Source organism: Sphingomonas faeni, assembly GCF_003053745.1.
GTDB lineage: Bacteria > Pseudomonadota > Alphaproteobacteria > Sphingomonadales > Sphingomonadaceae > Sphingomonas > Sphingomonas faeni.
The window spans coordinates 1-21589 of the sequence record NZ_QAYE01000020.1; the positions used below are offsets into that span (position 1 = coordinate 1).

Sequence of the window (21589 nt, forward strand, 5' to 3'; positions counted from 1 at the left end):
CCGTGCAGGTCGATCGCGAGATGGCCGTCTTCCGGCGTCAGCACCACAGTCTCAATGAGTGCGCGCAACCGGTCGAACGCCTGCGCCTTGAGCGCTTCGTCCTCGAAGGCCGCGGTAAGCTGTTCGACCTTCTCACGGTACACGCGGCCCAGGTCCGGGGTAAGCAGCTCGGGCTCATGGGAAACCGCCTGGGTGGTATCCTGTTCGGCAAGTTCCAGTTCGGCGAGCAGGACTTTGCGTCGCTCGGTCCAGATCTTCATTTCGTCGACAAACACCGTCGCATCCACGCCTTTGAGAATGGCCGTCTTGGCCCGCGAGAGCTGGTGATCGAGATTGGCCAGTTCGGCTTCCCGCTCGGGGCGGGCGCTGACCGTTTCAGCTGTCAGGCGCCGGGTCTCTGCCTCGTATTCCAGGAGGAACGCTGCGACGACGTCGTCACGCAGCATCTCGGTCGACAGGCCCGTCAGCACGCGCGTATCGAGTTCATCCTGGCGGATCGTCAGCCGGTTGTCGCACCAGGTCGGGCCCTTTTTGGCCGCGCCCTGGCAGCCGAACCGGGTCTTGCCTGATTTCGCATAGCTCGCCCCACAACTGCCGCAGGTCATCTTGCCGGTCAGCAAATACCGCGGGCGCTGCTGCGCGAAGAAGGGCAGGCCAGCCATCTCGGTACGCGGTTTCGGCCCTCGCGACAGCGTAGCCTGGCGGGATTTGACCCTGTCCCACAATTCGATGGGTACGATGCCGAGCGCCGGGGACTCGACGTCATCGGATCGCTTGTCCTCCGTGTTGACGAAGGCATGGCGTTTGCCCGTTTCCGGGTTCTTGCGATACGTCTGTTTGCCGTACGGCCGTCGCCCCACATACAGCGGGTTGTTGAGGATGCCGGTGCCGCGTGCGGCATTGCCGGTCAGCGTGTTCGGCGTCCAGGCCGCGGCCTTGCCGAGCGGATGTCTGCTGGCTTTGCCGCTGCGCGGCGAGGGCACACTGTCGGCATTGAGGCGCCGCGTGATGGCGATGGGCGACAGGCCGGCCGCATAGTCCTCGAAGATCCGGACCACCACCGCGGCCTCGTTCGGCACGATCTGCTGCAGGCCGCGGATGCGTTCGCCATTGCCGTCGTGCTCGATGCGTTTTTCGTAGCCGTAGGCAGAGCCACCGGGGTTCTTCCCCATCGCGTGACGACGCACCAGCGCATCGCGCGTCTTGTCGCTGGTGGCGCTCAACTGCTCGGCGTTGATCGTACCGATCATGCCGATGTGAAGCGGCGTGACTATGCCTTCCTTGCGCGTCGCCAGCAGGATGCCGCGAAACTTGAGAAGGTCGAACAATGTCGCGATATCTGCCTGACTGCGCGACAGCCGGTCCATTGCGTCGGCGTAGACGATGTCGACGCGGACTGCGGCAACGGCCGCGAGCAACGCCTTCATACCGGGGCGGTGCATCGTAGCCGCCGACTCCGCTGCGTCTGTGAAGCACAGTACCTCCTGCCAGCCTGCGCGGATGACCTCGCGCCGGCACATCATCAGCTGCGTTTCGATCGACTGCACGTCCTGTTTGTCCGTCGAATACCGCGCGTATATCGCACACCGCTTCATCTTTCCTCCATTCGTGCTTCCTGCATTCGAAACGAAGGTCGTCATGATGGTCGCCTACCCGATTTTGGGGCGACCTGATTCTTCTGGGATCTCTGCTGCCGCGGCAGGTCGCGCGCCAGCAGACGCGCGAGGTCCAGCGCGAGATCGTGGAGCGGGGAGGGCGGCTGTGACGGCATCCACGCCATCTGGGGCACGCGGCGTCACGCCGACTCCGACCTTCCCACATGGTTGCCAGGCAGTATCGCGAAGCTGGCATCGGCCGGCCTGCCGCTGTCTTTTATGGTGGAAAGCTGCCTGTCTGCTTATTGAGAGGCACATGGCGTTAGCGGACGTTGCCTGATGCTGCGGCCTTTCTCAAAAGGATGGTGTTTTGAGAGAGGACGCTAATTGGCGCTAACGGGGATTTGGATAATGATCGCCCAGTTTACGCTGTAAGGGCACGCTGATCGAAGTGGGCTCGTGCGCTCTCCACTGCAGTGAAGTGGCGCAGGGTCCAGGCGTACAACGCCTTGAACGGCTCCTGCAGGGAACGCCCGAGTTCGGTGATCTCGTATTCGACGGCGACGGGCGACAGTGGGAGGACGCGGCGGGAAACCAGGCCGTTACGTTCCAAGCGGCGCAAGCACTGTGTCAGCGCCTTCTGGGATACACCTTCCAACAATCGCTTGATGGCATTGAAGCGCAGAGGTCCTCGGTCGAGCACGGTCAGCACCATCATCGACCATTTATCGGCGATTTGGTCAAACAGCAGTCGGCTCGGGCAGTCCACGGCGAAACTCTGGGGATCGGTCATGGTGGTTTCCTCGAAGATACCTAGGAGACATGAAGTGCTTTATTGACGCTAGGTTTCTTCGGTATACCTACTCACGCTCTAGATCAACGGAGCCGAGACTTATGACCGCCACCGCTACCGACGCCCTGTTCCGCCCCTTACGCGTGGGCACGATGGACCTACCGAACCGCATCGTCATGGCTCCCATGACACGAACGTTCGCACCGGAAGGCATCCCCGGCGCGGCCAACGCGGCCTACTACCGGCGCCGCGCAGAAGGCGGCGTCGGACTGATCCTGTCCGAAGGCACAGTGATCGACCGTCCAGCGTCCCGCAACGAGCCCGGCATCCCGTTCTTCCACGGCGAGGCGCCGCTGGCTGGATGGAAGCACGTTATCGATGCCGTGCACGATGCCGGCGGCCGGATGGGACCGCAGATCTGGCATACCGGATCGACCATCGGCATGAGCGGCTGGGAGCCGGAGGCACCCGTAGAAAGTCCGTCCGGCCTTGTCGGGCCGGACACCCCTCGCGGCGACGCGATGAGCGAGGAGACTGTTGCGGACACGGTGGCAGCGTTCGCGAAGGCCGCCGCTACCGCAAAGGGGCTCGGCTTTGATACGATCGAGCTGCACGGTGCGCATGGCTACTTGATCGACCAGTTCTTCTGGTCAGGCACCAATCAGCGCGCCGATCGCTACAACGGAATCTCCATCGGCCAGCGCTCACGCTTTGCGGCCGAGGTAGTCACGGCAGTACGGGCGGCGATCGGTCCCGACTTTCCGCTCATCCTGCGCGTTAGTCAGTGGAAGCAGCAGGACTATGCCGCGCGACTGGCGGAGACGCCGGATCTCATGACCGACTGGTTGCTGCCGCTGGTCGAAGCCGGTGCCAATGTGCTGCATTGCTCGCAGCGGCGCTTCTGGGAGCCAGAGTTCCCTGAGATCGACGGCGAGAACGGGCTGAACTTCGCTGGCTGGGCGAAGAAGCTGACGGGTGCTACCACGATCAGCGTCGGTTCGGTCGGTTTGTCGGGCGACTTCATGGCGGCGTTCAGCGGGGAGTCTTCGACCAGCGTGGGCATGGACCGGCTCGTCGGCCGCATGGAGCGCGACGAGTTCGACCTGATCGCAGTCGGGCGCGCCCTCATCAGCGATCCGCAATGGGCCGCGAAAGTCTGTGATGGCCATGCCGATAAGCTCAAGGGATTCGAGCCAGCGGCTCTTGGTGAGTTGGTCTAAAACGTATCAAGCGTCGATGGCAGCCGCGATCCTTTGAGGATCGCGGCAAATGCGTGGTGGGCGCGATCGACACGGCCGGCACTGTTTCTAGCACCGGAACGACGATCAAGACGGGGAGGGCATTCTCGGAATCGATGGTATTTTAGGAACTGCTAGCCGGCTGGGATCTTTGCCGGTTCGCCCGTGTCCGGGTGTTCCCACGGCATAACGCAACGCCGTATGATTTCGTCGAGGCGCCGATAGGTCGCTTCCCGCGGCGATGACGAACGCCATATCATCGTCAGGTCACGCACTGGCGCCCGCTTCGCCAGCGGCCGTGCGACGATCAGCTTCTCGCGCAGCACGTCTGACCGAACATACAGCGCGGGGAGGGACCAATAGGCCTGGATGCGACGCGGGCTAGCCCATTCTCCTGTTTTAACCTGCCGAAGACAAGATACAATATACCAGCACCGGAACACCAACCAAAACAATCAAAAGTAACAGGTTGAGCTCCATAAGGCGGCTTAGCCAGTTATTATTGTGATTCTTTCGATCGTTGGCATCAGCCTTTGAGTAGTCTTCCACAATTTCTAGATCGAATTTATTCGAGAAGAAGCTTTGTGGCCTCATCCGCAGGAAAGGCTGAGGTGCTGGATTGGCAACTTGATGCTGACGGTCATCCTGACACAAATCGTCCGATTTCTGTACTTGGTTTGCCACTGCATGATTTCCACATATTCGAGATCATGGGCGCGCAGAACGCGTCCCAAAGGTCAGATCGAATAAAGCCCGAACTCGAACGGACGTGGCCGCGAGCTCGGGCTAAGCGCGTGCGGCGAGTTGGCCGGCGTGGTCGCGAAAACGCTTATGTGTCGCTGGAGCGTACATGTCAGTAACATCGGGGACCCATGCCCTAATGTCAACTCGTGCAAATCCCTTCGCAATCCTATTGACCTTAACCGGCGAAACCCTAGTTTGAGGGAGCGGGCCGGGCCCCTCTGGCGGTCGTCTCAGGACGAACGTGATGTCGGACCGCATCGGGTTATCTCGATGCTTAGGCCTGGCCTGTTTGCCTGCTTCCATCGCGACTGATCCGATCGTTCAATCGTTGGTTGGAGAGCGGCTTTGCATATTTTTTCCTACAAACTGACCCGGCTGCACGCGCGGCTGGATGAGCAGATTCGCGCCGAGATAGAGCGACGCATCCCCAATACCTTGCGGCTGCTTCGGCTGAAACGGCTGCGCCTCAACGTCAAGGATCGGCTGTACGCCCGCACTTTGCAGCTGCGATTCGACTGAACCGACACGCTGCACTGTCGTTGTACAATCATCGTCCGCAAGGATCAGCTTCACCGATCAGAATGGATCGGGATGGCAAAAGGAGAGCGAATATGGCCTATTTCCTAACCACCGGTTTGGTGCTTGCTGCCACCGGTGCCGCCCTCGGCATGACCGTCGATCATCAGAACCAGGTGGATCACCGCAGCGGTCCGGTCGCCGTCAAATATCGCGGCGACGTGGTCATCACGCAAAAGCAGGTGGGCGCGGTTGCACCCGGCGGAAGAGCGCCGTCGCTACGCTGCGACTGGGCAGCGAGCATGTCGGTCGCGCGGCACGCGGTCGCGGCGTCGGGTACGAGGTTGGTGCGCAGCATCGACAGCGACCCCGTGGTTTCCGGCACGCGGCCCGGCTGGTGCGTTGCGAGCCATAGCGCGATCAAGAAGGAAGTCGCCGCAAAGGCGGCGGACATGAAGCAGCATCTGGTAATGCTGGCGCAGGAAGACGAGCAGATGCTGCGCGTCGAGCTGGACCGGATCCACGCTCCGCAGCGCGCTGGATGATCCGGCGCGTTCGATTGGCGGGCGTGCTCGGTGCCGCAAGTTGCGGCTTGATCACGCCTGCGTTTGCACAGGATGCTCGGCCGGTAACCTTGGAGGTGATGAGCCAGGAGGAACGGCGCGGGCTGAGCTGGACCGAGAGACGTGCCGCGCTGGCGGGCGAGCTGCGCGTCTCGCGCGGCCGGCTTGATGCATCGGCGCGAACGGTGACGCTTCGAAACAGCGTGCGACACGGTGGTGCCGACGCGGTCGTCGACCTTTCGGTTGGAACCAGCTGGGATCTCGGTGCGGTGCGGATACGCACCGACGCCACAGGCCATGCATTCGCGGGCGCGCGGGGACGGATGGACTATGTCGAGGCCGGGGTATCGGCAAGCTATGCCTATGGTCCGCTCTACGCCACGCTCGGCGTGATCGGCGCGCCGTCGCAGCGCGCGATCGGTGGCAGCAACGTGCATGTCTATGCGAACGCCAATGCCGGCATCCCCGGTACGCCGTTCACGATGCTCGCCGAACTCGGCCATTCCTCCGGCAGCGTCAGCGATCCCGTCCGGGCAGAGCGTCTTCGTCCAGGCGGCAGTTACACCAACTGGCGGCTCGGCCTAGAACACCGCCGCGACCGTCTGACGATCGGCGTCGATTATATTGGGACTGACGTCTCCTGCACCGCCACCGCCAGCAGGTTCGCCGATCGGAGCAACGCTGGAGACAGAATCGTAGGGCGGGTCCAGGTTTCGTTCTGACGTTTACCGCTGACAGCGGGTGCAATTAACGCTGATGTGTACACAAAATGCCTCTGCAGCACCGTCTGTATATGTTTAACAGACGACCGGGGCTGTTGAAAATAGCCTGAAGTCGCGCTCCTGATCGTCTCGACCGGGATCGAGTTTTGGGAAAGCTTCTCATGCTCGTTGGCAGCACCCGGCACGTGACCGCTCGCCCCTTATCGCATCACGGACTTTTTGGCCGGGTAGTTGATCAGGGTCCGATGATCCGGGTTCGGATCAGCGGCAACAAGCGATCGATCGCCTGTCTGGCCGATGCGGGATCCTGTGCAAGCGAGCGAACGGTCAGCAGATCGCCATCGCGGATGATGATCGCCGTGGCCCCCGCACGGTCGCCCAGCGGATACCCGCTTACCCAACCCACAGCCGGCGCCACCTCCAGTGCCGTGACGGTGCATCGAGGGCTGCGTGCGCGACAGATCTGTTGCAGATCGGCGATGCTTGTCGTGCCCGACCGAACCCGTTCCTCCGTTCCGTCCGCCTGACGACCAATCAGAACGTCAACGATCGGTGCGCCCGCACAATCCGTGCAGAACAAGGTGGCCCGCTGCGGTTCCTCTTTTGCCTCGAAGCCGGAGCCCAACGCCGTGGCAGCCGCCTGACTGACGCCCGTCAGATCTCTGGTTGCAAGTCCCTGTGCAGCCGCACCGGTCGCTAAGGCGATCATGCCGGCAAAGGCGACTGTGCCAAGTCGATGACGCATATTCTTGCTTTCCCCTCGCTCGCTCACGCATGCTCGAACGCGATCAGATTAGGTCTGAAGACCGCGTGGTACCACCCCGGAGTTTCCCCGAAACTGTGGCGAATTACTCGTGGCAGCTTGGCACCGTGCAGGAGAAACGCCTTCAATAACCTGCCGGCAAGATCCGCTCCGGGTCGGCATCGGTCTCGTTGGCTTCCGAAAACAAACGACGATTGAGCTGGGGAAAGCGTTCTCGGAGTCGATCGTTTGCGGAATTGTGTCCGGATAATGCATAGGGATCTACACGCTCTATGGTCCAACCCTACAAATACATCGTCGAAATCTGGACGTCAGAGTCAGACGGGTTCGTCGCCAACCCGATGCACCAGATGCTTGGGCTAGACACCTAGACAGGAACGGGGGACGGGGGGACTAATGATTGGAAAGTCTTGCATCGCAATGGTTATGCTTGCGGCATCATCCACTGGCAGCGCTCTAGAAGCGGGGGGCATGCCTATGCCCACTTCGGTCAACGCACTCGGGGGGTGTTGGGGGGGGCAGGGTACGGTGATGGGCAAAGCCGTCGCTATTGCGGTGAACGCCTATCCGATCGTCCAGGATGCGATGCTGGCTGTCGAAGCCGCAAGCAGCGCGCTCGCCGATCCGCAGGACCAGTACGCGGCACACCTGGTTTTTGGAGGAACCGGCAAGCCGTCCAAAACCGGAGCTGGTACTATCGTTGGATATTGGGCGGACAGTTTTGGCGGGGCGTCCGCGGTAGCGGGACGCGGCGAAAGCAAGGCAGACGGGTTCGATATTACTTACCAATATCCGGACAAGGCCTACGTGAACCGCTGGCGCATGTTAGGCGACCGCCTCACTTGGCAGATTGTCACGCGGGACCGCAAAGCTGTTGAAAAGCCTTTCGCTAGTTATACGCTTTCCAAGACGGCCTGCCGACCGCTCGCGGTGGGCGGCTGACAACGCGTGTAAGCCTTATACTGTCGCCTGGAAGACTTATGCATCGTCCAAACCGATCGTACCCCTCCCGACCATTCTTGATAACGATCGATTCCGAGAACGCCGATGCCGTCTCGACTGCCGTTCCTTTTTAGGAACATCGGGCCAGGCGCTAGCGCTCCTTGCGGACGTTCAAGATCACCCAGTCGTGGACAACTTCATTAAGACGAGGCCGCTGACAATGAGCCCGGCGGCTAGAAGGCGCATCGCGGTCATAGCCTCGCCAAAGACCATGATGCCGACCACGAACGCGCCAACCGCGCCGATGCCGGTCCAAATTGTATAAGCTGTTCCCAGCGGAAGAACCCGCATCACTGACGCAAGAAGGCCAAAGCTGACCAACATGCCCACCCCAGTAATGATGCTTGGCCAGAGCCGTGTGAACCCATGAGATTGCTTCATGGCCGAAGCCCAGACAATCTCGAACAAACCAGCAAAAACGAGTGCAATCCACGCCACAGCAATCTCCATCGGAGCTGCCGGGCCGTCCCGGACTTCTACCCCCGTCTTGGGGTGGGAACGTTGTCGCCGCATATCTAAATAATTGTGGCGTAAGGATATTTCAACGGCAGCTAACAGCCACGACAGAGAGTGGCGCCACCACTAGTTTCGTTAATCGACAGGAATGGGGCTGAGCGTGTTCGGCGCAGAGCGGGATCGATGCTTATCCGGAACAACGGAGTAACGGTCGCTTTATACCGTCGTCACCGGGAGAGCTTCATGATCCGCCGTCACATTGCCGTACTGCTAGCCGGCGCATTCGTGCTCGCACCCGTTGCCCCTCTCACCGCCCAGAACACGGCCCGCTCGATCTCGGCCACTGACAAGGCGCAGGGCACTCAGGCTCATCCGCAACTGCTCGCTCAGTTCGGCGGTGCGTATAAGGGGCCGCAGGCGACATTCGTCGAACGCGTTGGCGAGCGTGTCGCGGTCCAGTCCGGCCTGTCGAATGCGGGCAGCGACTTCACCGTCACCCTGCTGGACTCCCCGGTCGAGAACGCCTTCGCCATCCCGGGCGGGTACATCTACGTCACTCGTCAGCTGCTTGCACTGATGACCTCGGAGGCGGAACTCGCCTCCGTGATGGGCCATGAGGTAGGCCATGTCGCCGCCCGCCACGCCGCCTCGCGCAACACGCGTGCGACGATCGGTGGCCTGCTCGCCCGTGGCGTCAGCCTGGCTACGAAAAGCGATCTTGCGACCCGCCTCGCTGGCACGGGCGCGCAGCTGTACACGCTGAAATACGGACGCGATCAGGAATATCAGGCCGATGCCCTCGGCGTCCGCTACATCACCGCTGCGGGCTATTCGCCCTATGCTTCGGCCGACGTCCTGGCGGCGCTCGATGAATCGACCGGGCTGACGGCGCAGGCCAGCGGCACCGCACGGTCTGCGCCGACATGGGCATCGACGCATCCAAATGGCGCCGATCGTGTGCAGCGCGCAGAGGCACTGGCGAAGGCCACCGGCAAGCCGGAGCTTGCAACCACCCAGGATACGGCGTTCCTCCGCATGCTCGATGGCCTGCCTTATGCCGATGGCAAGGAGGGTCGCAAGGTCATCCGGATCGTCACTGTTGGCGCAAGGGACACGATCGATACGTTGAGCCAGCGCATGGCAGTAGCCGACAGCAAGCGTGAACGCTTTATTGTCATCAATGGCCTTCCGGCTGACGAGCCACTGAAGCCTGGGACGCTCGTCAAGCTGGTGGTCGCGGCATAGTATCGCTGCCGTAGGAAGCCGACCGGCCCTGCTGTAGCGATGTCGCTGGCAAATTCTGGCTGCAACCCTAACGTCCGCCGATGTTCATTCTCTACGCCCTGATGCTCGCCGCGGTGCTCCAGCAGACCGCCGCGGAGACCGACCCTGCTGATGTCTCCGAGATCGATGCCATTAGCTGCCGCCTGGACGTTCCCGGTTACATGCGCTTCGCCATGGCGGTCGATGGCGAGGAGCAGCTCGCGCGGACGCGGGGATGGAAGAAGATCGCCTCGCCCAATTCGTTCATGGCCGAATATGACCTGCCGAAGCCGATTGCCGTCGCTGGGTCATACAGCACGCGCCGGATCGCCTTTACCGGCGACGCCATCCTCGCGGTGCTCGACGTCGCGGACCCCGCCATCGTGGCGCGCGCCGAGAAGATCGACAACAGCATGTCGGCCCAGCCGATGATCGACGCGATGGTGGCCTCGAGTAAGGTGACCCGCGCCCAGGCGGAAGCCGAGTTCCCGTTTCGCAAGTTCCTGGGCGAGCGGATCATGACCGACGTCACCGAACCCGCGGGCAAGGACGGCTATGGCAGCCACATGGTGGTCGCCCGAACGATCTCCAACGTCACCACGCACCCCGGCAAGACACTCTATGGCTGCGCATATCGGTTCGATATGCTGGACAAGGATGGGACATCGCTGTGAGACGGAATTGGCACCGCGCGATCATCGTCTCGCTGGCACTGATCGCGCCGCTGCCGGCGGTTGCGCAACCCTCCGGCATGGACAGCTTCATCGGTACGCTGTCGATCGAGCGAGGCGAGGTCATCCTCACGCGGTGCGATCTGGCGGCGTCGCGCTACCTGCTGCGCGATGTGTCGGGAGCTCAGGCGGTCGCCCGCTATCGCAAGGATGGCCGGCGCGCGTCTGCCGACGTGATGGGCAGCTATAGCGAGGAGGGTGATCGCAACGTCCTGACGGTTGCCGAGTTTCTCGACTATCAACCGGGCAAGTCGTGTCACCTGAGCGACGCACTGGATGCGCTCGCCCCTGCCGACGCCACCTCGACGCAGGGCACGCCTGCCGGCGCGCGTGCCGGCGGCGGCGGCCACGCTACACCTGCCGCGCTCGTTGGCCATTATTACCTCATGGGTGTGATGGAGACCGGATCCGAGCTGTTGCTGCGGCCAGACGGCCAGTTCGACTGGGCGTTGAGTTACGGTGCGCTGGACCAGGAGGCGCAGGGCATGTGGCACGTTGAGCGCGACGAGGTCGTGCTCGTGGCGTCCGCACCAAGCGCGCAGAAGCCGCTCTTCTCCTATTTGTCCACCGTGCCGTGGGATGAGGAGACCGAAGACGAACGTCGGCGGCATCAGCGCAGCGAGATCGAGGCCACGATCCGCACCCGCTGCCCGATCTTCCCCGAACCATTTGTCTCCGCGACGCCGTTGACGACCGCCGACAATGCCCCCGCGCCGTCCGCGACGATCCTTCGGCAGCGCGCCGCCACGGCATTGCGCGCCGCGAACGCTGCCAGGGCGAATGCGGAGCTCCTGGCTGCTCGACTGATGTCAGATGCGCCACCGATCAGCGCAAAGCCAGCTGCCTCGCAGGTGCGACAGGCATTGTCCGACTGGCAGGATGCGCGGGCGCTGGCGATCGAGGCCGCACGTGCGGCGGGCTTGCCGGAACCCACGCTAGCCGATCCGACGCTGCCCGCGGCGTGCACCATGCCGCCAGCCAACGCGACCGAAAGCGGTACCGCGCGACCCTCCCCCGGCGTGGCGATCAGGATTTTCGATCCCGCGTCGGACCAGCCGGCGCGCAACCTCCCCGTCACGCTGCACTTTGCGAATGGCACTAAGGAGAAGCTGGTCACCGGCAGGAGCGGCTTCGCGTTCGCCCCGCGCGGCGCAACGACGAAGGCCGTCAGCGTTACCGTTCACACCGAGGAGCCGATCGCGGGTGACATGACGATCACCTTCGCACCGGTGCAACACGGGATCGTCCGGATCGGCTTCGATCGGCAGCAACTGATGGCGCGGCCGTTCGACACGTTGCGCCTGCGCATCGCGGGCACCGCGCTGGTTATCGAGGGCGCCAAGGGACGGTACGAGCGCCAGCCGTAGAGCAAGATGGCGTTGAATTGACCCGCGCCTAGCTCGGTTCGTGCTGAGCCTGTCGAAGTACCGTTTTCCTATGCTGCTGCGGCGAAGAGAAGGGCAGCGCTTCGACAGCATAGGCGCGAACGGATCATCGTGATGTCATCATGCTTTAAGCGGTTCTCCGACCATGTTGCAGCACCGTCATCGCCCTTCGGGCGCCCGCTTTGCGGCGGCCGCTTTCAACACGGTGCAGCGTTGCTCGTCGGTAACGATGCCTCAGCATCGCGCCCTCCTCCCGCCTCGTACCGCGCCGAGATCGCCTCCGTGCCAGTAATCCAAACTGATCGGAAACCGCTCTAACTGGTGAAGTGAGAACCGAACGGCAGTGACACCGGGAACCGTCGGCTTTCGACCGGTCCCATCCCAAAAGCTGTCTGGCAGCAAAGTCCCACTTCTCGCCATTCCACGCGGTGCCGTCAGCGCAGATGTGCCTACATGAACAAACGGCCGGAGTTGGGAATAGAAAAGCGACCGGTGAATGGCGGAAAGTGGGTCGCTTTGTCCAAACTGTTAGCTTTGTCTAAAGCTGTTATTTATGCCGGTAATTCGATCCACGATCGTCCGAATGGCATCTTCCTCAAGCGGCTCGGTGTCGATTGAATTGTGGATGCCGATGCCCTCGACCAGCGCGTCCAGCGCCCTTGCCGTCAACGGATCAAAGAAGCGCTCGAGCGCCACGCGACTATTGCTCATCCATCGCTGCATCACCGCGGCGACGGGTGGATGGCGTGCGGCAAAGGCATAGAGTTCGTAGCTGAGCAGCAAGGTGCGCGGTGTCGCCCATATCGATCCCGCGATGATGGCAACGATCGCCGCCTTGGCGCTATCCCGATCGCCTGCCATTGCCATCCGCTTCGCAAATTCCTCCGACGATTGCTCGGCCAGTTGAAGAAATGCCGCTGCGATAAGGTCGTCCAGTGTCGCGAAATAATAGGTCACGGACCCGAGCGGCACGGCTGCAGCCGCCGCGATGCGGCGATGCGTGGTGCCCGTCACGCCGTATTCGGCGACGACATCCAGCGTCGCTTCAACGATCCGCTGTCGACGTTCAGAATCTTTCCGCTTCGTCCCGCCGCTCACGGCACCCCCTTTGCAAAGCACATGTACATTTGTACATATTGTTCTTCAGCGGGCGTCGCTCCGCTGTCGTAGCGTATAGGGAGGACGGGGGGCATGCAGGAAGCAATAGTATCGCCGCGCACGATCATTGGTGGTGCGACGGCGCTCGCGGTGCCGTCGATCGCACGCGGTAGCGGGACCGTGGCACATACCGTGTTGGGGCGAAGCGACGGCGTCTGGTTGAATGCGCCTCGTCGCTGGAACGTGGATGCGAGCAGAGAAGTGACACTGTTCACCGATCAGGCCACCGATTTCTGGCGCGAGACGCATTATGGCTTCACGCGGGATTCCGGTCATTTCCTTGGTTTCGCCACTCCTGCCGCGTTCACGGCGCAGCTGCGCATTCGCGCGGAGTATCGACAGCTTTATGATCAGGCAGGCATCATAATCCGGATCGACGAGCGTCGCTGGATTAAGGCCGGAATCGAATTGTCCGATGGCCGCGCGATGTTGAGTAGCGTCCTGACCGATGATCGCTCGGACTGGGCGACCAGCCCTTACGCATACGATCCATGCGACTTCTGGATGCGTGCCACGGTCGCCAACAGTGTGTTGCGGTTGCAGGTGTCGGCGGATGGCATAACGTGGCCTCTTGTTCGATTGGCACCGTTTCCCGTGGTGTCTTCATATCGCGTCGGCCCCATGGCCTGCACGCCCGAGCGCGAGGGGCTGGGCGTACGGTTTTCCGATCTGCGGATTACCCCGCCGCTCGGCAAAGACCTGCATGATCTGAGCTGAATGTGATGAGCGAGAAGACCAGGATGCTGGCGGGCGAGCTTTACACCGCCGACGATCCCGAACTGGCGGCCGACGCGGCGCGCACTGCCGCGTGGATGGCTCGGTACAACGGCATGGCTGACGCCTCAGCGGCCGATCGCGATCGATTGCTACGCGAGGCAATGGGGGACGTCGGAGAAAGGGTAACCGTCCGAGCGCCATTTTACTGTGACTACGGTTATAACATTCATCTCGGCACAGGGGCGTTCCTCAACTTCGGCTGCGTCGTGCTCGACGTCGTGCGCGTCGATATCGGTGCCGGTACGCAGATCGGGCCGGGCGTGCAGATCCTGACCGCCGACCATCCCCGCGACCCCGCTCTGCGGGCGCGGCTGCTGGAGTTCGGACGGCCAATCCGGATCGGCGCGAACGTTTGGATCGGCGGTGGCGCATTGATCTTGCCCGGCGTGACGATTGGTGACGATGCGATCGTCGGCGCCGGCAGCGTGGTCACCCGTGATGTCGCAGTTGGAGAGACGGTCGTGGGTAACCCCGCACGAGCGGCACGGCGATGATTGCGCAGGGTCCACTGGATGCCGTGCTGCCGATCCGCGACGGCAAGGCTCATTTTGAGGTTCTCGACGGACTGCGCGGCACCGCAGCGGTGCTGGTGGTGGCGTTCCATATCCAGGGCATCACGGTGCTGTTCGACGCGCCACGACTGCTACTGCCGCATGCGTATCTGGCGGTCGATTTCTTCTTCGCGCTGTCGGGCTTCGTCGTCGGCTATGCCTATGACGATCGTTGGGGAACGATGTCGACACGCCAGTTCCTGGTCCGCCGGCTGATCCGGCTGCATCCCCTCGTCGTGCTGGGAGCGGTGCTGGGACTGCTCAGCTATGTGGCGGACCCGTTCGCGGGCAATCGGCAGAATGCGCCGGGAATACTCATCGTGTTCGCGTTCGTCATGGCGTTGTTCGCTTTGCCATCCGCGCCGTTGGCCAACCGCTTGGGGGACAGCCATCCGCTGAATGCCCCCGCCTGGACGCTGCTACAGGAATATATCGGCAATCTGGCCTATGCGCTGGTGCTCCGGCGGCTCGGAACGCGTGCGCTGGCGATAACAGCGCTTATCGCCGGACTGGTGTCCGCGGCGATGGCGCTGTCGCTGGGGTCTTACGATACCGGTTGGGGGCTTGCCAATTTCTGGGGCGCGCCTGTGCGGCTTGCCTATCCGTTCATCACCGGTCTGCTGATCTTCCGCCTGCATGACCGGCTGCCGCGATGGCGTATCGGCTTCGTGCCGCTCAGCCTGAGCCTTGGCGTCGTCTTCGCCGCCCCCGTGCTGCCCAGCTACGGTGGCCTCAAGTTGAACGGCCTGTATCAGGCATTGTGCGTGCTGCTGTTGTTTCCCGCGATCATCGTGTTGGGGCGGCATTCGGGCGGCGGTCGGATGGTGAGCCGCCTATGCCGTGCGGCAGGGCAGCTATCCTACCCGCTGTACATCACGCATTATCCCTTTGTGTACCTGTACATGAATTGGATCGCTGCCGGTGGCACGACGACATGGGCCACGGTGTCGGTTGCGGCGGCCCTCTATGCTTTCACGATAGCCTTCGCCTTTGCCGCGTACCGCTGGTGGGACCTGCCGCTTCGTCCGGCCTTGCAGCGGCGACGGGTCGAGCAAAGGGGCCGCTACTGACATGTCATCGTTGGCCAGAGCGGTTCCGGCGAATGACCTGATGCGGATATCCATGGCATCCCACCTGAATGAATAGCCGGAGTTGGGAGCGAACCGGGAGGCTTTGAATGTCAGGAAATGGGTCTCTCAGACCTCGGTGCGTTCGGCCAATTCCAAAGCGTCCTCCACGTCAACGCCCAAGTAGCGCACCGTGCTGTCGATCTTGGCATGGCCGAGAAGGATTTGAACGGCGCGAAGGTTGCCAGTCGCCTTGTAGATGATCGACGCTTTCGTGCGCCGTAGCGAGTGCGTCCCGTAATCCTGCGCCGGTAGGCCGATGCCGACCACCCACTCGCGCACGAGGCGGGCATATTGCCGCGTGCTCATGTGGTCCATGTAGTCGTTGCGGCTCGGGAAAACGAAGTCGTTCAGTATCCCCCCACGTCGCTCCAACCATGCTCGCATCGTCTTTCGCGCCGTGTTCATTATCTCGAACTGAACCGGTCGTTTGGTTTTCTGCTGAACCACGACGGCGCGGTCACGGACGCACCCGCCGGAAACTACATCGCCAATCCGCACCCTGACCACGTCACAGCCGCGGAGCTTGCTGTCGATGGCGAAGTCGAACAGCGCTCGGTCGCGCAGTCTCCTCTGCTGGTCGAGCCAGAAGCGAATGGCCCAGACCTGTTGCTGTTTCAGCGCCCGCTTCGCACCAATCAGCCGGCCTTCGTTCCAAGGCCGAAGTTCGTGAAAGGCGGGGTCCATTGACGAGTGACCCATCGATCATCTCCATCGGCCCAGATCGGTCGATCGAGTATACGCATGCGCAGTAAATCGCCGGTTTAGAAATGTGGTTGATCAGCCGTCGATGATGCTGAACGAGCTGTCGGTTTCGAGCGGCGCCTGGCGGTCTCTGTGCGGCCGGAAGTGGGTCTGGCCGCAAGCCAGAAGGCGGGGTGCGTTCGCCCAAAAGCTGTCGTTCGATGAGCAAATACCCAAAGCCCGAAGCTGCCGTTCGTTCATCTCGAACTCTCATGTGGCTGTCGTAGTCGCTTGACTGCCACGCCCCATTTTATAAACGGGAGAGCCTTAGAGCCCTCCCGATAGCTGATCAGACAGTCACGACGATCTTGCCGATCTGCTCGTTGGATTCGAGAAAACGGGTCGCTTCCTGGATCTTGTCGAACGGGAATGTCCGCGAAACCAGCGGATCGAGCTTGCCGCTTTCCAGACTCTCGGTGATGAATACCTTGGCTCGCGCCAGCGCTGCATCATTGCCGACGATTTCCGTGTAGAGGTAGCCCTTGATCGTCAGGCTCTTGCCCAGCACGGCGAACTGCGGGAACGGACCGTCGTCTGGGCTTAGGGCACCATATTCCAGCAGAATGCCGCCCACAGCCATGACCTTGGCGAATTGGGCGATGGCAGGACCGCCGATCGGATCGAACACCACGCGGGCACCCTTCCCGCCGGTGATCTCCTTCACACGTTCTGCAAGGTCGCCGTCGGCGGTGGCGATCACATGATGAGCGCCGGCATCAGTCAGCGCCTGCGCCTTGGCGTTCGTACGAGTGGTCGCAATCACCGTCGCCCCGACGCTGCGAGCCACCTGGATCGCCGCGATGCCGACGCTACTCGATGCGGCTGACACGATGACGAAGTCCGCTGCGGTGACCTTCGCCTGATCAATAAGCGCACCCCAGGCCGTGACATACTGCATCCAGGAGGCGGCTGCCTTCTCGAACGAGAGGGCGGTGGGATGCTTGACGACGTAGCGGGCCGGGATGTTGATGATCTCGCCGTAGGTAGACCAGCGCGACATATCGAGCGTCGGGATGACGCTAACGGCGTCGCCCTCCGCGAAGCCCGACACGGCGCTGCCGACGGTCTTGACCATGCCTGCGGCTTCGTAGCCGAGCCGTGAGGGGAACTCCGCTTCTTGCAGGTACGCGCCGTTGCGGAACATTACCTCTGCGCGGTTCAACCCGATCGCTCTGACTGCGATCTGCACCTCATCGGCTTCAGGTGCAGGAACCTCGACGTTATCGATGCGCAGCACGTCTGCGGAGCCGTATTCGTGAAAGCGTACAACGCGGGTCATGGTCTGATCCTCTGGTAGATAGATGGCTATCGGAATGGAGCGGTTCGGGCGGCGTTTACATATTGATGGCGCGGACGAGGCGAACGCCCCAGTCCTCGTCAGGGTTCGTAGTTCCGTCACCCAACCGCTCCTGCATCACCGCGACCGCCAGGTCCCGGCGCTTGGGGAGCCTGTCCTTCTCCGCAGCGTCGAGAGCCGCAGGAATTTCGGCGAGGGTCAGGTCGGTGCAATAGACTGGCGCGCCGGCCTGCTGACGCCACGAGGTCGCAAGCGAGCCGGCATCGAAGGCGTCCAGGCCGGTATCGCTGACCAGAGCCATCGTGACCTGCCGATCGCGCTCACGATCCGCTGCAACGGGAATGGCGATCCGGTCCGGTGAACCTGCCGGCTTGCCCTTCTTGGCAAGAGAGGCGGAGCCGATCGCATTCCATGCCTTTGCGATCGGGCGGCCAAGTTGCTCAGCCACCCACAGGCTTTCGACCTGTCCGTCTTCGATTGCCTGGATCTTGGAGTCCCGGAACGGGTAATAGTTGGAAGTGTCGATCACGACCGTCTCGTCAGGCAGGCGAGCCACCAACTGTGCAATTCCGGCGATACGGTTGAGAGGTATCGAGAGAATGACGACCTCAACGTCGGCCAGCGCGTCCTCCGTCGTCACGGCGCGGGCGCCGGCTGACAGGAGCTCGGGATCGATCGTCTCGGGCCCGCGCGAGTTGGCCACCTTTACCTTATGGCCCGCCTTGCTCAACCTGGTGACGAGTGTCTTGCCGATGTGCCCCGTCCCAAGAATGCCGATCTTCATGTGTCGTTCCTATGCGATCATTGCTTCGCACCGGAAATTATGGTCAGGTACCAGAAGTGACAAGAACCTACCGAAAGGTGGGTTACCCACCAAAAGGTAAGTGACCTATGCAGCGTGACTGGCAATGCGAGGATCCACAGCAGCAGCTTGTCTGGGCTGCTGCCACGAGCGAGGCCCTCCGCGTCCTGGAGGGAAAGTGGAAGATGGTGATCATCTTTCAACTGTTTGCTGCACGGGCGCCTTTGCGCTTCTCCGAGCTAGAACGACGCGTCGAAGGCGTGAATCAGAAGATGCTGATTCAACAGCTGAAAGAACTGGAGAAGGACGGGATCGTCACCCGAACGATCTATCCTCAAGTTCCGCCCAAGGTCGAATACGCCCTAAGCGAGATAGGCTTGGCTCTCGGGCCGTCTATTGAAGCCCTTATCGATTGGACATTCATGCGGCGCGAGACTGAGACGTCGGCTAGATCCGAAGAGTGAGGGTAGCTGTCACTTTACACGTCAGCTTGTTCGATCGAAGCACCAAAAGCGGATGGCCGCTTTCCTCTCCCATCACGGAATTCGTAAGTGGATAGCCGCCCTTCGAAATCGGTCATTCGCAAAGATGAATCAGCGTCCGAAGTTGGGAAGCGAGGGGAGGGGCGTGAACGTCCGATAGTGGGTCAAAGTGGTTTAGTGAGGTTTTCATTCGAAAGCCAATGATAACTTAAGCCAGTCTAACCGAGTGCATCCAATTTGGAATTGGGTACGTAAAGTAATGCGTTTAGCTTTGCTCCGTACATGCAGAATAATAATATAATGATATCATATTTGAACGGTAAGACGTCAATCATAGCTATTAAGAAGCATCACCGCCGCATCAGGTGACCCATAGACCGTAGCAAGCATAGACTCTACCTTATTAAGACCTGAGTGTGTTAGTCGAATATCCATCGCAGTGTCTCGGTGTTCAAGCACTCCCCGCTGCTGAAGTACCTTGATCCACCGTTCGATAACAGATGTCGGGATCTTGGCATGGGCGGCAGCGTCGGCCAGTCCGATATTCCGGCCTTCTGCCTCTGCCAGATAGATGCCGATCAGCAGCGAACCTACGGGGTCAATGCTCAGATCAGCCCCAAATAGCGTGGATCGGGTGGCGTGGACCTGGCGCATACGCAGTGCTGCTTCCCAAAGCCTAGCTGGCGGCAAAGGGCGGCCATTTTCTTGCCAGAACAGCGTGCTTATCAAGCGGTCGGGGTTGGCGAAGCGGGTGACCAGTAGGTTCGCTGCTACTGAGCTACCATCCGGCCGAAGGTAGCGCTTTTGCAACCGTACGGGAGCTGCGCCGTCCTTTAGTACGGCTAGCATATCTGCGCTTCGATCTAGGTCGCGAGCGTCGGTTATTTCGCGGTACGAAACGCCGATAACTTCGTCGGCGCGACGGTGGAGCAGATCAAGAAAGCCTTGATCCGCGTGCAGAATTACTCCTTCGACCGACGAAACGCAATGACCTGCAGGCATCATCACCCAACCACGACACTTGTCTTGACCGACATATATCAGTTGAGTCGGCTTGCAAGGCACCTTGTAGCGCCCAAGGATGGCTAGCCGATCGGTGAACGCCTGTTCGGGGATTGGGGGAGGCGTTTGAAAAACACCTACGCAGAAAGCACGGCATTTTTATCGAAAAACGGGCTAACGTAGCTATCCGCCCTTGGCGCACTCCGATGCTTATACATGGAATGTAAGATGGATGACGTGGCAACAATCGCCGACTTACGCCGTCGTTTGGCGGAGTCAGAGGCAGCGCTTCACCAAAGCGAGGCTCGGTTCGCGGCTACGCTCGAAAGCGTGCCTGCGGGTGTAGCTACGTTGGACATGAACGGACGAATGGTAGCCTACAATTCCGAGTATCAGCGATTCTGTCCCACAGGCTTGATGCCCTCCCAGGACCCGGCTCGCGTAGCGCGGTGGCAAGCGTGGAGCGAGGATGAGCGACCGTTGCAACCGGACGAGTTTCCCGGTGCGCGCGCCCGCCGCGGAGAATGTGTTACGCCTGGTCAGGAAATGCTGTTCACCGATGACGACCAGCGGGCCATTTGGGTGCGAGTTGCGGCAGTTCCGGTACGCGACGAGTTGGGAAAGCTGACCGGACAAGCAAGCGTAATCAGTGACATAGACGCATTAAAGCGCAGCGCGGAATCGTTGCGGGAAAGCGAGCAACGCCAGGTCGTGATGGTTGCGGAGCTGCAACACAGGACGCGTAACCTTATCGCGGTTGTGAGCTCGATTGCTGCGCGGATGCTGGATGGTGCCTCGTCGCTTCAAGAGTTTGAGCGTGGCTTCAACGACCGCCTTTCAGCTCTATCCCGCGTCCAGCAGATGCTCTCGCATGCAACATCAGGCCAGCGAGTAAAGTTCGACGACCTTCTGCGCGCGGAGCTCCTTTCGCTTGGTGCCATTGGCCGGAAGGGTGGTGATGGTCATCTCATATTGGCAGGCCCACCTGATGTTCCGTTACGCTCGCGCGCCGTCCAAAGCCTGGCTCTAGCTATCCACGAGCTTGGGACCAATGCGGTGAAATATGGTGCGTTGGGGACCGGCGGAGGGTTGCTTACAATCACATGGCACGTGGAGGCGGAAAAGGATGGCGTTCTGTGGCTCCACGTCGATTGGCGCGAGAGTGGTGTTCGGATGTCACAACCCTTCACTGCACCGTCTACCGGCGGTTATGGTCGTCAACTGATCGAAAAAGCCCTGCCGTACCAACTTGGCGCCCAGACACATTATGCTTTCGTCGAAGACGGTGTGCACTGTACGATTGCGGTGCCGGTTGTATCTCGCCGGACAGTGGAGGAGGCGCAAGATGGCTGACATGCTCATGGAAAGTCAGCGGGTACTTGTGATTGAGGACGAGTATGTCGTTGCCGAAGCGATCGAGCGCATGCTGACACGGGCGGGAGCTATCGTGCTTGGGCCGGTACCGTCTGTCGATCAGGCAATGGCATTGCTTGATCGGGGAGGGCGTATCGACAGCGCTGTCCTCGACATCAACCTCGGCGAGCAGAAAGTATACCCAGTGGTCGACCGTCTACTCGCTCGGGGCGTGCACTGCGTCTTTGCAACAGGTAATGATATCGCCGATGTTCCATCAAACTACAAAGAGATTGCCCGGTTAGAGAAGCCTGTTGAGGCCTCGTCGATAATCGATGCTCTCAAGAAAATCGATACTACCGCAGATGGTGCAATTGCCAAGCTTACTAAGCATAACTCGTTTCTAAAATTACGTGAACAGCTGATCGTCGAGATCGATGTAGCAGATGGCATCCATGAACCGCTATTAGCGGCACGATTGTACGAGGCTGTTGATGCAATCGACCAGTTCTTAAGCGAATAATC

Annotated in this window: 24 protein-coding genes; 14 read left to right on the forward strand and 10 right to left on the reverse strand. The window is 61.1% G+C overall.

Annotation, left to right across the window (positions count from 1 at the left end):
* Both C8J25_RS19550 and C8J25_RS19555 read right to left on the reverse strand, forming a co-directional pair.
* Nucleotides 1–1547, reverse strand: a 1547-nt coding sequence (locus C8J25_RS19550) for a recombinase family protein (protein WP_167397783.1), incomplete at its 3' end; no start/stop codon positions are given.
* A 472-nt stretch (nucleotides 1548–2019) separates the two neighbouring features.
* Entirely contained in the window at nucleotides 2020–2388 is a 369-nt protein-coding gene (locus C8J25_RS19555) for a winged helix-turn-helix transcriptional regulator (protein ID WP_107956018.1), read from the reverse strand.
* A 101-nt stretch (nucleotides 2389–2489) separates the two neighbouring features.
* Here C8J25_RS19555 and C8J25_RS19560 point away from each other — a divergent pair, with 101 nt between their 5' ends.
* Nucleotides 2490–3608, forward strand: a complete 1119-nt coding sequence (locus C8J25_RS19560) for an NADH:flavin oxidoreductase (protein WP_107956019.1) — start codon at nucleotides 2490–2492, stop codon at nucleotides 3606–3608.
* 417 nt (nucleotides 3609–4025) lie between these two features.
* On the opposite strand, the gene C8J25_RS20525 is transcribed toward C8J25_RS19560, so the two are convergent.
* The gene (locus tag C8J25_RS20525; RefSeq protein ID WP_146173429.1) at nucleotides 4026–4310 is read right to left on the reverse strand and encodes a hypothetical protein; all 285 of its coding nucleotides are present in this window, start codon (nucleotides 4308–4310) and stop codon (nucleotides 4026–4028) included.
* A gap of 405 nt (nucleotides 4311–4715) precedes the next feature.
* On the opposite strand from C8J25_RS20525, the gene C8J25_RS19570 reads away from it, so the two are divergent.
* The 3 genes from C8J25_RS19570 to C8J25_RS19580 all read left to right on the forward strand — a co-directional run bounded on the left by C8J25_RS19570 (nucleotide 4716) and on the right by C8J25_RS19580 (nucleotide 6171).
* A complete protein-coding gene (locus tag C8J25_RS19570; protein ID WP_107956021.1) occupies nucleotides 4716–4889 on the forward strand; it encodes a DUF465 domain-containing protein in 174 nt (57 codons plus the stop codon).
* A gap of 92 nt (nucleotides 4890–4981) precedes the next feature.
* Entirely contained in the window at nucleotides 4982–5431 is a 450-nt protein-coding gene (locus tag C8J25_RS19575) for a hypothetical protein (RefSeq protein WP_107956022.1), read from the forward strand.
* On the forward strand, nucleotides 5428–6171 hold the full coding sequence (locus C8J25_RS19580) for a TorF family putative porin (protein WP_107956023.1): 744 nt from the start codon (nucleotides 5428–5430) through the stop codon (nucleotides 6169–6171). The genes C8J25_RS19575 and C8J25_RS19580 overlap by 4 nt, the downstream gene beginning before the upstream one ends.
* Nucleotides 6172–6406: 235 nt before the next feature.
* Here C8J25_RS19580 and C8J25_RS19585 read toward each other — a convergent pair whose 3' ends face one another.
* A complete protein-coding gene (locus C8J25_RS19585; RefSeq protein WP_146173430.1) occupies nucleotides 6407–6916 on the reverse strand; it encodes a hypothetical protein in 510 nt (169 codons plus the stop codon).
* Between the two features lie 549 nt (nucleotides 6917–7465).
* Between C8J25_RS19585 and C8J25_RS19590 the strand changes: the two genes are divergently transcribed.
* Nucleotides 7466–7876 carry a hypothetical protein gene (locus C8J25_RS19590; RefSeq protein WP_244187241.1) on the forward strand — a complete coding sequence of 137 codons (411 nt, stop codon included), beginning with the start codon at nucleotides 7466–7468 and terminating at the stop codon, nucleotides 7874–7876.
* Nucleotides 7877–8053: 177 nt separating this feature from the next.
* Here the strand turns inward: C8J25_RS19590 and C8J25_RS19595 are convergent, their stop codons facing one another.
* On the reverse strand, nucleotides 8054–8374 hold the full coding sequence (locus C8J25_RS19595) for a DMT family transporter (protein ID WP_107956026.1): 321 nt from the start codon (nucleotides 8372–8374) through the stop codon (nucleotides 8054–8056).
* Nucleotides 8375–8635: 261 nt separating this feature from the next.
* On the opposite strand from C8J25_RS19595, the gene C8J25_RS19600 reads away from it, so the two are divergent.
* From C8J25_RS19600 to C8J25_RS19610, 3 genes are all read left to right on the forward strand, one after another.
* Nucleotides 8636–9637 (forward strand): M48 family metalloprotease, encoded by a 1002-nt coding sequence (locus tag C8J25_RS19600; protein WP_107956027.1) that lies wholly within the window; start codon nucleotides 8636–8638, stop codon nucleotides 9635–9637.
* Between the two features lie 80 nt (nucleotides 9638–9717).
* Nucleotides 9718–10329 carry a hypothetical protein gene (locus C8J25_RS19605; protein WP_107956028.1) on the forward strand — a complete coding sequence of 204 codons (612 nt, stop codon included), beginning with the start codon at nucleotides 9718–9720 and terminating at the stop codon, nucleotides 10327–10329.
* Complete coding sequence (locus C8J25_RS19610; protein ID WP_107956029.1) at nucleotides 10326–11753, forward strand: hypothetical protein; 1428 nt, start codon at nucleotides 10326–10328, stop codon at nucleotides 11751–11753. The genes C8J25_RS19605 and C8J25_RS19610 overlap by 4 nt, the downstream gene beginning before the upstream one ends.
* A gap of 546 nt (nucleotides 11754–12299) precedes the next feature.
* On the opposite strand, the gene C8J25_RS19615 is transcribed toward C8J25_RS19610, so the two are convergent.
* On the reverse strand, nucleotides 12300–12869 hold the full coding sequence (locus C8J25_RS19615) for a TetR/AcrR family transcriptional regulator (protein ID WP_107956030.1): 570 nt from the start codon (nucleotides 12867–12869) through the stop codon (nucleotides 12300–12302).
* A 93-nt stretch (nucleotides 12870–12962) separates the two neighbouring features.
* On the opposite strand from C8J25_RS19615, the gene C8J25_RS19620 reads away from it, so the two are divergent.
* The 3 genes from C8J25_RS19620 to C8J25_RS19630 are packed head-to-tail and all read left to right on the forward strand — an operon-like array spanning nucleotide 12963 to nucleotide 15327.
* Nucleotides 12963–13646: a DUF1349 domain-containing protein gene (locus C8J25_RS19620; protein WP_107956031.1), complete on the forward strand. Its 684-nt coding sequence runs from the start codon at nucleotides 12963–12965 to the stop codon at nucleotides 13644–13646.
* A gap of 5 nt (nucleotides 13647–13651) precedes the next feature.
* Nucleotides 13652–14200, forward strand: a complete 549-nt coding sequence (locus C8J25_RS19625) for a sugar O-acetyltransferase (protein ID WP_165895333.1) — start codon at nucleotides 13652–13654, stop codon at nucleotides 14198–14200.
* Nucleotides 14197–15327 (forward strand): acyltransferase family protein, encoded by a 1131-nt coding sequence (locus C8J25_RS19630; RefSeq protein WP_107956033.1) that lies wholly within the window; start codon nucleotides 14197–14199, stop codon nucleotides 15325–15327. The genes C8J25_RS19625 and C8J25_RS19630 overlap by 4 nt, the downstream gene beginning before the upstream one ends.
* Before the next feature lie 126 nt (nucleotides 15328–15453).
* Here C8J25_RS19630 and C8J25_RS19635 read toward each other — a convergent pair whose 3' ends face one another.
* The 3 genes from C8J25_RS19635 to C8J25_RS19645 form a co-directional block, all read right to left on the reverse strand.
* Entirely contained in the window at nucleotides 15454–16071 is a 618-nt protein-coding gene (locus tag C8J25_RS19635; RefSeq protein ID WP_208622649.1) for a tyrosine-type recombinase/integrase, read from the reverse strand.
* A gap of 346 nt (nucleotides 16072–16417) precedes the next feature.
* On the reverse strand, nucleotides 16418–17407 hold the full coding sequence (locus tag C8J25_RS19640; RefSeq protein ID WP_107956035.1) for a zinc-dependent alcohol dehydrogenase family protein: 990 nt from the start codon (nucleotides 17405–17407) through the stop codon (nucleotides 16418–16420).
* Nucleotides 17408–17462: 55 nt separating this feature from the next.
* Nucleotides 17463–18209 (reverse strand): NADPH-dependent F420 reductase, encoded by a 747-nt coding sequence (locus C8J25_RS19645; RefSeq protein WP_107956036.1) that lies wholly within the window; start codon nucleotides 18207–18209, stop codon nucleotides 17463–17465.
* A 107-nt stretch (nucleotides 18210–18316) separates the two neighbouring features.
* Here C8J25_RS19645 and C8J25_RS19650 point away from each other — a divergent pair, with 107 nt between their 5' ends.
* Nucleotides 18317–18691, forward strand: coding sequence for a winged helix-turn-helix transcriptional regulator (locus C8J25_RS19650; protein WP_107956037.1), 375 nt, complete (start codon nucleotides 18317–18319; stop codon nucleotides 18689–18691).
* A gap of 345 nt (nucleotides 18692–19036) precedes the next feature.
* Here C8J25_RS19650 and C8J25_RS19655 read toward each other — a convergent pair whose 3' ends face one another.
* Complete coding sequence (locus C8J25_RS19655) at nucleotides 19037–19714, reverse strand: PAS domain-containing protein (protein ID WP_236701787.1); 678 nt, start codon at nucleotides 19712–19714, stop codon at nucleotides 19037–19039.
* Between the two features lie 225 nt (nucleotides 19715–19939).
* On the opposite strand from C8J25_RS19655, the gene C8J25_RS19660 reads away from it, so the two are divergent.
* Together C8J25_RS19660 and C8J25_RS20985 are read left to right on the forward strand one after the other, a co-directional pair.
* Entirely contained in the window at nucleotides 19940–21064 is a 1125-nt protein-coding gene (locus tag C8J25_RS19660; RefSeq protein WP_167397784.1) for a sensor histidine kinase, read from the forward strand.
* Nucleotides 21057–21587 (forward strand): response regulator, encoded by a 531-nt coding sequence (locus C8J25_RS20985; RefSeq protein WP_082451487.1) that lies wholly within the window; start codon nucleotides 21057–21059, stop codon nucleotides 21585–21587. Before C8J25_RS19660 ends, C8J25_RS20985 begins: the two co-directional genes overlap by 8 nt.
* Nucleotides 21588–21589 lie beyond the last annotated feature (2 nt).